This window comes from Micromonospora sp. WMMA1923, assembly GCF_049179195.1.
GTDB lineage: Bacteria > Actinomycetota > Actinomycetes > Mycobacteriales > Micromonosporaceae > Micromonospora > Micromonospora yangpuensis.
The window spans coordinates 1,123,266-1,135,193 of sequence record NZ_JBMHLZ010000001.1 but is presented as its reverse complement, the minus strand read 5'-3'; the positions used below and the strand labels follow the sequence as shown (position 1 = coordinate 1,135,193).

General features: G+C 72.6%; 8 protein-coding genes. 3 read left to right on the top strand and 5 right to left on the bottom strand.

The annotated features are described in order from the left end of the window. The first annotated feature begins 29 nt into the window (after window positions 1-29). Both ACN28G_RS05195 and ACN28G_RS05190 read left to right on the top strand, forming a co-directional pair. Window positions 30-1,283: a thiolase family protein gene (locus ACN28G_RS05195; RefSeq protein WP_421478540.1), complete on the top strand. Its 1,254-nt coding sequence runs from the start codon at window positions 30-32 to the stop codon at window positions 1,281-1,283. Next, window positions 1,280-3,382 carry a 3-hydroxyacyl-CoA dehydrogenase NAD-binding domain-containing protein gene (locus ACN28G_RS05190; protein WP_091435666.1) on the top strand — a complete coding sequence of 701 codons (2,103 nt, stop codon included), beginning with the start codon at window positions 1,280-1,282 and terminating at the stop codon, window positions 3,380-3,382. The genes ACN28G_RS05195 and ACN28G_RS05190 overlap by 4 nt, the downstream gene beginning before the upstream one ends. Window positions 3,383-3,446: 64 nt before the next feature. On the opposite strand, the gene ACN28G_RS05185 is transcribed toward ACN28G_RS05190, so the two are convergent. From ACN28G_RS05185 to ACN28G_RS05170, 4 genes are all read right to left on the bottom strand, one after another. After that, window positions 3,447-4,589, bottom strand: coding sequence for an AEC family transporter (locus ACN28G_RS05185; RefSeq protein ID WP_421478538.1), 1,143 nt, complete (start codon window positions 4,587-4,589; stop codon window positions 3,447-3,449). 76 nt (window positions 4,590-4,665) lie between these two features. Next, window positions 4,666-5,814 carry a sensor histidine kinase gene (locus tag ACN28G_RS05180; RefSeq protein ID WP_091435664.1) on the bottom strand — a complete coding sequence of 383 codons (1,149 nt, stop codon included), beginning with the start codon at window positions 5,812-5,814 and terminating at the stop codon, window positions 4,666-4,668. Then, window positions 5,811-6,479: a response regulator transcription factor gene (locus tag ACN28G_RS05175; RefSeq protein WP_091446179.1), complete on the bottom strand. Its 669-nt coding sequence runs from the start codon at window positions 6,477-6,479 to the stop codon at window positions 5,811-5,813. Before ACN28G_RS05175 ends, ACN28G_RS05180 begins: the two co-directional genes overlap by 4 nt. 33 nt (window positions 6,480-6,512) lie before the next feature. Next, entirely contained in the window at window positions 6,513-7,823 is a 1,311-nt protein-coding gene (locus ACN28G_RS05170; RefSeq protein WP_421478536.1) for a PQQ-binding-like beta-propeller repeat protein, read from the bottom strand. Window positions 7,824-8,089: 266 nt separating this feature from the next. Here ACN28G_RS05170 and ACN28G_RS05165 point away from each other — a divergent pair, with 266 nt between their 5' ends. After that, window positions 8,090-9,766, top strand: a complete 1,677-nt coding sequence (locus ACN28G_RS05165; RefSeq protein WP_373868423.1) for a hypothetical protein — start codon at window positions 8,090-8,092, stop codon at window positions 9,764-9,766. 57 nt (window positions 9,767-9,823) lie between these two features. Here ACN28G_RS05165 and ACN28G_RS05160 read toward each other — a convergent pair whose 3' ends face one another. Continuing rightward, window positions 9,824-11,683, bottom strand: coding sequence for a hypothetical protein (locus tag ACN28G_RS05160; RefSeq protein WP_421480861.1), 1,860 nt, complete (start codon window positions 11,681-11,683; stop codon window positions 9,824-9,826). Window positions 11,684-11,928 lie beyond the last annotated feature (245 nt).

Below are 11,928 nucleotides of genomic sequence, written 5' to 3'. Positions count from 1 at the left end.
GAGGAAACGCCCCGGCAAGGAGGCTCCAAGTGCCCCGTGAAGTCCGCGATGTCGTCTTCGTCGACGGCGTCCGCACCCCGTTCGGCAAGGCGGGCGGCATGTACGCCGACACCCGCGCCGACGACCTGGTGATCCGCTGCATCCGCGAGCTGCTGCGCCGCAACCCGCAGCTGCCCCCGGACCGGGTGGAGGAGGTGGCCATCGCCGCCACCACCCAGATCGGCGACCAGGGCCTGACCATCGGCCGCACCGCCGCCCTGCTGTCCGGCCTGCCCAGGACGGTGCCCGGCTTCGCCATCGACCGGATGTGCGCGGGCGCGATGACCGCGGTGACCACCGTCGCCGGGGGCATCGCCATGGGCGCGTACGACGTGGCGATCGCCGGGGGCGTCGAACACATGGGCCGGCACCCGATGGGCGAGGGGGTCGACCCCAACCCGCGGATCGTCGCCGAGAAACTCGTCGACCCGTCCGCCCTGGTCATGGGGGCCACCGCGGAGAACCTGCACGACCGGGTCCCGCACATCACCAAGGCCCGCACCGACGCGTTCGCGCTGGCCTCGCAGCAGAAGACCGCCAAGGCGTACGCCAACGGCAAGCTGCAGGACGACCTGGTGCCGGTCGCGATCCGCGACCAGGAGCAGGGCTGGGGCCTGGCCACCGTCGACGAGGCGCCCCGGGACACCTCGCTGGAGAAGCTCGCCGGCCTCAAGACCCCGTTCCGCCCGCACGGCAAGGTCACCGCGGGCAACGCGGCCGGTCTCAACGACGGGGCCACCGCCAGCCTGATCGCCGCCGAGGCCACCGCCCGCGAGCTGGGCCTGCCGATCGCCATGCGGCTGGTGTCGTACGGCTTCGTCGGCGTGGAGCCCGAGGTGATGGGGGTCGGCCCGATCCCGTCGACCGAGAAGGCGCTGCGCATCGCCGGCCTGACCATCGACGACATCGGCCTGTTCGAGCTGAACGAGGCGTTCGCCGTGCAGGTGCTCGCCTTCCTCGACCACTTCGGCATCGCCGACGACGACCCCCGGGTCAACCAGTGGGGCGGCGCGATCGCCATCGGCCACCCGCTGGCCTCCTCCGGGGTACGACTGATGACCCAGCTGGCCCGGCAGTTCGCCGAGCATCCCGAGGTCCGCTACGGGCTCACCGCGATGTGCATCGGCATCGGCATGGGCGGCACGGTGATCTGGGAGAACCCGCACTGGACGGGATCAGACGGATCCGCACAACGGACGGCGTCCGACGCATCCGCGCAGCGGGAGGGTGGAGACCACAAGTGAGCGCACTCGTCGCACCGAACGAGGTCGTCACCAGGGCGTTGCTGCGGCACGTCGACGTGCCGGGGCTGGACCGTCGGGCCGCCCTGATCACCCTGGACAACGGCCACGACCACACCAAGCCCAACACCTTCGGGCCGGCCGGGCTGGCCAGCCTGGACGAGGCGATCAGCGCCGCCCTCGCGGCGGACCCGGCGTTCGTCGCGATCACCGGCAAGCCGTACATCTTCTCGGTCGGGGCCGACCTCGTCGGCCTGCCGGCGCTGGCGGACCGGGACCAGGCGCTGGAGATCGGTCGGCTCGGGCACCGGATCTTCGCCCGGCTCCGGGACAGCCCGGTGCCCACCTTCGCCTTCGTCAACGGCGCGGCGATGGGCGGCGGCCTGGAGCTGGCCCTGCACTGCCACTACCGCACGCTCTCCGGCGGCGCGACGGCGCTGGCCCTGCCGGAGGTCTTCCTCGGTCTGGTCCCCGGCTGGGGCGGCACCCAACTCCTGCCGAACCTGGTCGGCATCCCGGCCGCCACCCAGGTGATCCTGCAGAACCCGCTGACCCAGAACAAGATGCTCAAGCCGAAGCAGGCCGCCGAGATGGGCCTCGCGGACGTGCTGCTGGAGCCGGCGGACTTCCTGGAGCGTTCCCTGCTGTGGGCGGCCGACGTCGTCTCCGGCCGGGTCACCGTGACCCGCCCCGAGGTCGACAGGGACATGTGGGCCGGCGTGCTGTACTTCGCCCGGCAGACCCTCGACCAGCGGCTGCACGGCGCGGTGCCGGCGGCGTACCGGGCGTTGGACCTGTTGGAGACGGCGAAGGACGCGGACTTCGCCACCGGCACCGCCGCCGAGGACGAGGCGCTTGCCGACCTGATCTTCTCCGAGGAGCTGCGCAGCGGCCTGTACGCCTTCGACCTGGTCCAGCGGCGGGCCAAGCGCCCGGCCGGCGCGCCGGACAAGGGGCTGGCCCGGCCGGTGACCAAGGTCGGCATCGTCGGCGCCGGTCTGATGGCCGGCCAGCTCGCGCTGCTGTTCGCCCGCCGCCTCCAGGTACCGGTCGTGCTGACCGACCTGGACCAGGCCCGGGTCGAGGCCGGCGTGGCCTACGTACACAGCCAGATCGAGAAGCAGGTAACCCGGGGCCGCTTGGACAAGGGCACCGCCGCCAAGATGTACGGCCTGGTCAGCGGCGCGACAACGGCAGAGGCCTTCGCTGCCTCGACTCCGGGTCAGCGCACTTCGTTCGCTGACTGTGACTTCGTCATCGAGGCCGTCTTCGAGGACCTGTCGGTCAAGAAGCAGGTCTGGGCCGAGCTGGAGAAGATCGTCTCCCCGGAGGCGGTGCTGGCGACGAACACCTCGTCGCTGTCGGTCACCGCGATGGCCGCCGACCTGGAGCATCCGCAGCGGCTGGTCGGGTTCCACTTCTTCAACCCGGTAGCCGTGCTGCCGCTGCTGGAGATCGTCCGGGGCGAACGCACCGACGACGCCACCCTGGCCACCGCGTTCGCGGTCGGCAGGCAGCTCAAGAAGTCCTCGGTGCTGGTCTCCGACGCCCCGGCGTTCGTGGTCAACCGCCTGCTCACCCGGTTCCTCGGTACGGTCTTCGCCGCCGTCGACGCCGGTACGCCGCTGGAGGTGGCCAACAACGCGCTGGACCCGTTGGGCCTGCCGATGCGCCCCCTGGCGCTGCTCCAGCTCGTCGGCCCGGCGGTGGCCCACCACGTGGCCGGCACCCTGCACGAGGCGTTCCCGGACCGGTTCACCGTCAGCGGGAACCTCAAGCGCATCGCCGACAGCGGTCAGCCGATCGTGGTCGACGACGAGATCAACGCGGAGGTGGCGAAGCTGCTGGTCGTCGGTGACCAGCCGTTGACCGCCGAGCAGGTACGCCAGAACGCCCTCGACGCACTGGCCGAGGAGATCCGGCTGATGCTCGACGAGGGGGTCGTCGCCGAGGCGCAGGACATCGACCTGTGCCTGATCCTCGGGGCCGGCTGGCCGTTCCACCTGGGCGGCATCACGCCGTACCTGGACCGGACCGGCACCAGCGAGCGGGTCACCGGCCGGCGGTTCCTGCCGCCCGGCGCGGCGAGCCTGCCCGGCTGATCCTCGGTGGGGGTGGTCCCGGCCGTCGGTCGGGACCACCCCCACCACCCGGGCCGGCTCCCGGTCAGCCGAGCCACCAGGCGATCGCGGCCAGCGTGGCCATCGACAGGGCCGTACTGGTGATGACGGCGCGTCGGGCCAGCGAGGCACCCTGGCCGTACTCCCGGGCGTAGATGTAGGTGTTCTGGGCCGCCGGCAGTGCGGCGCAGACCACGAGGGCGAGCAGCCGCGTGCCGTCCAGCCCGGCCAGGGTGCCGATCGCCCAGGCCAGCGCCGGCTGGACCAGCAACTTGAGCCCACCGCAGAGCGCGACCTGGGCACCCTCCCCGGCGCGACCGGCACCCCGGGTGGTCAGGGACAACCCCAGGGTTACCAGCGCTGCCGGCACCGCCGCCGCGCCCAGCAGCGCCACCGGTTCGGCCACCAGTGCGGGTACCCGCCAGTCCAGTCCGGAGCAGAGCGCGCCGAGGGTCAGCCCGGCCAGGACCGGGTTACGCAACGGCAGGCTGACCAGTCGCCCCGGGCGCAGCCGCCGCCCCGTCCCCCGGTCGAGCAGGACGAGGATCACCGGGGTGACCACCAGCACCTGGAACAGCAGCACCTCGGTCAGGAACGCCGCGCTGCCCAGCACCTGCAACACCACGGGGATGCCCAGGTTGGCGGCGTTGACGTAGCCGGCGGCCATCGCCGCGATGGTCCGCTCCCCCACGCCCGACCCCGCCGCGGCCCACTGCCCCTCCCCGCCGGGACCCGCCGCAGCCTGCTGCCCCACACCGCCGGGGCCGGCCGCAGCCTGCTGCCCCTCCCCGCCGGGACCCGCCGCAGCCTGCTGCCCGTCCCCGCCGGGGCCGGCCGTGGCCTGCTGCCCGTCCCCGCCGGACTCCGCACCTCCGCGCCGTCGGCGGACCCACCCTGCCCGGCCGAACCAGCGGCCCCGCCCCACACCGCCGAAACGGCGTAGGACGGGGCCGCTCAACCCGAACCCGAGGGCCATGGTCAGCACCGTGCTGGCGGCGAACGCGCCGAGCGCACGGGCGTCGAAGGTGAGCGGGCTACGGGACAGGGCGGTGAAGAGCGCGGCCGGCATGGCCAGGTGGAAGACGAAGGCGCCGAGCACCCGGTCGGCATCGCTGCCCAGCAACCGGTACCGGCCGGCCAGCCAGCCGAAGCCGGTCAACAACCAGATCGGCACGAAGGCGGCGAGCACGGCAGCAGCCTATGGGTAGGTGGAGATGTGAGCGGGGCACCCTTCTCTACCGAATGCGTTAGGAAGGGGCCCTTCCTTACTCGGAGGGGGCGGGGAGGTTGACGGTTACCTCGAGGCCGCCGCCGGGCTGGGCGAACACCCGGACGGTGCCGTGGTGGGCGTCGCAGACCGCCCGGACGATGGAGAGCCCCAGGCCGGAGCCGCGGGCCCCGGTACGCTCCCGACCGCCGCGCCGGAACGGCTCGAACAGTCCCGGCACGTCGGCCTGGTCGACCTCGAAGCCGGTGTTGCCCACCACCAACCAGGAGCGGTGGCCGTCGGAGCCGGTCCGCACCCAGACCCGCCCGTGCAGGTGGTTGTAGCGGACCGCGTTCTCGATCAGGTTGCCGGCCAGCCGGTCCAGCAGGCCGGGATCGCCGACCACCGGGGCCGGCTCCAGCGTGGTGGTGACCCGCAGCCCGATCCGGTCCACCTCCCGGCGTACCGCGGACAGCGCGTTGGCCGTGCCGTCGGCCAGGTCGCACTCGGTGCGGCGGCCGAGCGGCCGGGCGGCCTGTGCCTCGCTGCGGGCCAGCACCAGCAGCGCGTCGACCAGGCCGTTGGCCCGTTCGGAGGCGTCCCGGACCACGGTCGCCATCCGGCGGTACTCGGCGATGTCCGCCTCGTCGTCGCTGAGTGTCACGTCGATCTCGGTACGCATCACCGCCAGCGGTGTCCGCAGTTCGTGCGAGGCGTTGGCGACGAACCGCTTCTGCGCCTCGAACGACTCGGCCAACCGGTCCAGCATCGCGTCGAACGTCTTGGCCAGCTCCGCCACCTCGTCGTCCGCGCCCGAGTAGCCGATCCGCTGGTCCAGGGTGGCCTCGCCGAGCAGCTGCGCGGTCGAGGTCACCTGTTGCAGTGGACGTAACGCCCGCCCGGCCACCGCGTACGCCCCGGCGACCCCGACCACGCTGATCACCACCAGCGCCACGAGCCCCTTGACCAGCAGCTCCCGGGAGGCCGCGTCGGCCAGCTGGAGCTGCCACTGGGCGGCGTCGAGCACCCGGCCGTCGGCCAGCACCACCGTGCTGCCCGGGGCCAGCTCGTCGATCGGGCGTACCCCGTCGCGGACCAGCAGCCAGGCCAGCAGCACCAGGATCGTGCCGGCGCCGACCAGCAGCACCCCGTTGAGCAGGGTCAACCGCAGTCGCAGGGTGGGCCGCAACCGGGGCCGGGCGGTCACGCCCCGCCCCCGGCGGTGCGGTAACCGGCACCGACGACCGTCTCGATCAGCGGCGGGTCGCCCAGCTTGCGGCGCAGCGTCATCACGGTCACCCGGACGATGGTGGTGAACGGGTCGGTGTTGGCGTCCCAGACCCGTTCCAGCAGCTCCTCGCTGGAGACCACCGCGCCGCGCGCCTTGAGCAGCTCGAAGAGCACGCCGAACTCCTTGTTGGTCAGCTCCAGCGGCGCACCGGCCCGGGTGACCACCCGGCGGGCCGGGTCGAGCATCAGGTCGGCCAGCTCGAAGACCGGCGGTGCCGCCGGGGTGGCCCGCCGCCCCAGCGCCTGCACCCGGGCCACCAGTTCGTCGAAGGCGAACGGCTTCGGCAGGTAGTCGTCCGCGCCGAGCTGCAGCCCCTCGACCCGGTCGGCGACCGTGCCGCTGGCGGTCAGCATCAGCACCCGGGTCAACGCGCCGGAGGCGGCCAGCTCGGCGCAGATCTGGTCGCCGTGCACGCCGGGCAGGTCCCGGTCGAGGACGATCACGTCGTACCGGGTGACGAAGGCCGCCTCGTGGCCGCTGTCGCCGTCGTAGGCGACGTCCACCGCCATGCCACGCTTGCGCAACCCCCGCGCGATCGCGTCGGCGAGGTTCCGCTCGTCCTCCACCACCAGCACCCGCATCCCGGCCTCCTCCACCTGCGACCCGGCCCCAACCTAGTGCCGGGTCGCCACCGCCCGACGCAGGGCCCACACCCCGAAACCGTCCTGGGTACGGCAGAGCAGCCGGTCCGCCTCGGCCTGGCAGTCCCGGTCCGCCCCGGGCAGGATGTCGAGCAACCGGACCTCGGCGGCGGCGACGTCCAGCTCGGCCACCAGCAGCCCCCGCTCACCGGCGGGGCGGACCAGCAGCGGGGCGTACGGCGTGTTGGACCGGCCAGCCGCCGGCTGCCACGGCCCGACCCTGCCCAGCACCCGGCCGGTGGCGGCGTCCAGTACCCCGTAGCTGTTCGGGTCGGCGACGCGGGAGCCGGCGACGGCCATCACGAAGAGCCGGTTCCCCAGCTCCTGCCAGACCCACCAGTCCTCGCTCTGCCACCGGATGCGGCCGGTGTCGCGTTCCAGCACCGATATCGGGCGGTTGCGCTGGAAGGCGCAGAACATCGCCGGACCACAGGAGACGAAGTACTCCACCCGGGGGAAGGAGCCGGTCCAGCGCACGTCGAGCCGGTCCAGCCCGTACGCGGTGACCGAGCCGGTGCTGCCCTGGCTGGCCAGCACCACGTCGTCGATCACCGAGACGGACGGCGGCGCGGGATCGGCGACGACGGGCCTGCTTACCAGAACGGCCCCGGTGTCGGCGGAGCGGACCTCGATCCGCCCGTCGTCGGTGGTCAGCACCACCCGCTCGATCCGGTCGGCCCGGAAGGTGAGGGCGGCCCCGTCCAGGCCGACCGGCAGCACCCAGATCGGCCGCCCGGTGGCCACCTCCACCACCCGGATCTGGCCGTCGGCGCCGCGGCCCCCGGTGAGCAGCAGGTTGCCGCCGGTGGTCAGGCTGCCGCTGCCCGGCTGCCGCCAGCGCCGCGCTCCGGTCACGGCGTCGAGGACCACCGTGGTGCCGCTGCGTTCGCCGAACCCGGCGGCGATGACCAGCCCGTCGCGTACCACGACGTCGAAGAGCCGGAGCAGGTCCGGCACCTGCGTCTGCCACAGCATTCGCGGCCGGTCGGCGGGACGGTCCACCGCGGGCAGTGCCCAGGCGGTCAACCGGGGGTCGCCACCGGTCTCCGCGCTCTGTCGTTCGAGCACGAAGAGCCGGTCGTCGACGAGCGCCGCGGTGGCCCCGACCGAGGCGGGCAGGATGCTGGACACCCGCTGCGGTCGTGGGACGGCGGCGGCCAGCGTACCCAGCGTCAACACCAACACCAGCAGGCACCGCAGCGCGCGTCGGGGTGGTCGGGTCCGGTCGGCGACCGGCGGCGGGGCGTCGTCGGGCCGTATCTCGCCCAGATCGATGACGGACAACGGACGTCCCTCCCGCCCACCGGCCCGACCGGTTCCGGACGGGTCCGCCTGTACGATGGCCCGTCGTGGCTGTGCCGGTGGTAGACCCCTCGACGAACTCTCCGACCAGACCCGCCGAAGGCGGATCGAAGACAACCGATGCCGAAGGCGGATCCGACAAGACCGCCGGAAGCGGACCCGACGCGACCGCCGGAGGCGGCACCGAAGGACGCCGGCGGATCCTCCGCCGCCCCAACCGCGCCGACACACTGGCCATCGGAGCGTACGTGCTGTTGGGCGTCTTCGTCTGCCTGAACTACTGGGTGGACGTCGACCAGCGGGTCTCCTCCCACCTGCCCAGTGACCACAGCTGGTTCGAGTGGCTCTTCTCGCACGGCGCGTACTCCGTGTGGCACCTGGAGAACCCGCTGTTCAGCGTCCGGCAGAACGCCCCGGACGGGGTGAACATGATGGCGAACACCTCGCTGCTCGGGGTGACCCTGCCGCTGGCCCCGGTCACCTGGCTGTTCGGCCCGCAGGTGACCTACGCGCTGTACCTGGGTGGGGCGTTGGCGGCGACCGCCGCCACCTCGTACTGGATGCTCTCCCGTCACCTGGTGCGGTCGCGGACCGCCGCGTTCGTCGGTGGCGCGTTCCTGGGTTTCGCCCCCGGCATCGTGCACCACGCCAACGGGCAGCCGAACTTCGTCTCCAACTTCCTGCTGCCGCTGATCGTGGTACGGGTGTTCCGGCTCGCCGAGCCGGGGCGGTGGAAGCGCAACGGTCTGGCGCTCGGGCTGCTGGTCGCGTACCAGATCTTCATCAACGAGGAGATGCTCCTGCTCACCGCGCTGGCCTGTCTGGTCATCGTGGTGGCGTACGCGGTGCAGCGGCCGGCCGACACCCGGGCCCGCGCCGGCACCTTCCTGGCCGGGCTCGGCACCGGTGGCGCGCTGGCGCTGCTGCTGACGGCGTACCCGATCTGGTTCCAGTTCAACGGCCCGCAGTCCTACCGCGGCCTGCAGGGCGGGGTGTTCCACAGTTGGGGCGAGGACCTGGCCGCCTTCGTGACCTTCCCCCGGGACACCATCGCCGGTGACCCGGCCGTGGAGCAGACCATCGGCATGACCGAGCAGAACAGCTGGTTCGGCTGGCCGGTGGTGCTGCTCGCGGTGGTCGCCCTGGTGCTGCTCTGGCGTCGGTCACTGGTCGCCCGGATCCTCGGCGTGCTGATCGTACTCTTCACGGTGGCCTCGCTGGGCCCACGGATCCGGCTGGGCGGCACCGAGACCGAGACCCCCGGCCCGTGGCACTTCATCCCGGAGGATCTGCCGCTTGTCGAGATGATGATGCCCACCCGGCTCAGCCTGGTGGTCACCGGTGCGCTCGGGGTGCTGCTCGCGCTGGCCTGGGAGGCGGTCTCGCGCGCCGACCGCACGCGTCCACGGTGGTGGCGACCCGTCGGGTACGCGGCCGTCGCCCTCGCCGTGCTGCCGCTGTTCCCCCGCCCGCTGCCGGCCGAGCACGTCGACCTGCCGCCCCGGTTCATCATGTCCGGTGCCTGGCAGGAGTACGTCCCCGACGGCCGCACCCTGGTGCCGGTACCGATTCCGAGCAACGTGCACGGCCTGTCCACGCTGCGCTGGAGCGCACTTACCCAGCACGGGTTCCCGATTCCCGCCGGTTACTTCATCGGCCCGGGTCCGGCCGGCGAGGGCATGTTCGGCACGCCGAACCGCCCGACCAGCACCCTGATCTACTCCACGATCGACAGTGGCGAGGTGCCGGAGCTGACCGAGGAGAACCGGCAACAGGCCGCGGCGGACCTGCGCCACTGGAAGGCCTCGGTGGTGGTGCTCGGTGACCATCCCCGCCAGGCCGTGCTGCGGGACCTGATCACCGGCCTGCTGGAGACCCCGGCGCAGCGGGTCGACGACGTCTGGCTCTGGGAGGTACGGGACTGACCCGCCGCGGGCCGCCGCGCACCGCGGCGGCCCGGGGCCGGCCCGGCAGCTACCGGATCAGTCCTTCGGTTCGGTGAGCGGGCGGACGTCCCACACCCAGACGTCCAGCTCCCGCCGGGCCGGACCGACCACCTGCTCGACGGTCTGCCGCAGCGGCTCGGCGTTGTGCTGGCTCACCGGCAGCACCAGCACCGCCGCCCGCCAGTACCGCAGCTCGTCGAGGGAACGCCGGCGCTGCCGGTCGTCGAGTTTGGTGGTACGGCCGGTGCTGGAGACCTCCTCCAGCAGGCTGCCCATGCCGTTGGGGCGGCCACCGAAGCGCCCCGGGTCGCCGGTGTTGGCGTTGCGCGGGGCGAGGAAGTACCCGCCCGGGATCCGGAAGTCGTTGTTGGTGGCGGCGGCCCAGCGCATCCCGTGGGTGTTGCCCATGCTCGGCACCGGGATCGGGACCAGGGTCTGCTCCGGCCCGACGTACTCCCGCCAGCGGTCGGCGGTGATGAACTCCGGCACCGGCGGACGCGAGGTCATCTTCAGCGGCATCGGCGCGACCGGCAGCAGCGCCAGGACAGCGGCGGCGACCGCGAGGGTGCGGCGGGTCTTCGCGTCGGCCACCCGCAGCGCCCGGAACCGGTCGGCGGCGATGGCCAGCAGGATGCCGATCACCACCGTGGTGATCATGCCGAACCGGGTGGGCACCACCGCGTCGAGCAGCGGCAGATGCACCAGCAGCTCCCAGGGGCCGGGGAACAGCTCCCGGTCCCACCAGGTGATCCGCTCGCCGAGGGAGAGCACGACGAAGAAGAACCCGGTCGCGGCGAGCGCCCGGACGATCAGCTCGCGGCGCAGCCAGATGGCGATCCCGATGGTGATCAGCGCCAGGCTCCAGCCGAAGAAGGCGTTCTCCTCGGAGTAGTTAGGGGCCAGGTTCACGTTGGCCCGCCGGTCGCCGCCGAGGGTGGGCGAGCCCTGCGCGAAGAGGGCGGCGATGTCGTTGCCGTAGTCCTGCACGGCGGCGCTGAGGCCGTGGTAGGCCATCGGCCCGGCGAACTGGATGTAGAGCGGGTACGCCAGCAGCGACCCGGCCACCACGGTGCAGGTCAGCACCGCCTTGCCCAGGGGCCGCCACGCCGCGCGCCACCGCGCCGGCTGCTGCGCCACCACGGCGATCAGGAAGATGCCGCAGGCCATCGCGGTGAAGAGCAGGATCTCCTCGTTGATGAACGCCTGCCAGACCACCAGCAGGCCGAGGATCGCCCCGTCCCGCCACGGCCGGGTCGACCGGGTGATCACCATGACCCGCCAGACGATGAACGGCAGCAGCCACTGGCTGATGATGTTCGGGTGCCAGCTGGCGTGCGACAGCATCGCCGGGGAGAAGCCGCAGAACCAGCCGCCGACGGCCGCCGCCAGCGGGCTGCGCACCACGTGCCGGGAGAGCACGTGGTACCAGGCGAAGGCGGTGCCGGAGAGGGCGAGGGTGATCAGCACCACGAAGGAGACGGCCGGCCCGAAGATCAGGGTGACCGGCACCATCGGGATGCCGAGCGCCAGGATGGCCGTGTTGGCCATCAGGTTGACCCCGTCGGGGTAGTTGAGCTGGTCGGTGTAGAACGGGAAGTCCCCGTGCAGCACCACCCGGACCGAGTGGGCCAGGAAGTACTGCACCTGGGCGGGGTCGCTGACGTACAGCGACGCCACCCGGCCGGCCGGGTCCAGCCAGATCTGACTGGTCACCCAGAGCGCGGCCACCAGGAACAGCGCGTACGCGGCGAGGTCACGGCGACGGCGGCTGAACCACCAGGGCCGGCGACCGGCCCGGGTCGGCGCGGCATCGGACCCGGGCACCTCCCCGGCCGGGGACGCGGCATCGGACCCGGGCACCTCCCCGGCCGGGGACGCGGCCTTGGTCGCGGGCACCTCCTCGGCCGGGGATTCCGGGACCGCCGTCGACTCGACCTCACCATCGGAGACCGCCGAGTCACGGCTGGTCACGGGTTTCACGACGGTCAGGGTGTCGGAGTCCAGCGAGGCTGCACCACGGGTCTCGGCAGGCGTCACAGTCGGCGGAGTCTACCCGAGCAGGCGAACGGCCCGATTGCCCCGGGTTCGTCCATTGTGCTGGTTCGTGAGACCGGCCGAGGGCGTCGCCGCGACGTCTCGTA

Excerpts from the sequence above, each read along its gene's own strand:
- ACN28G_RS05175 (WP_091446179.1), bottom strand. The coding sequence starts at position 6,479 with ATGCGGGTGCTGGTGGTGGAGGACGAGCGGAACCTCGCCGACGCGATC.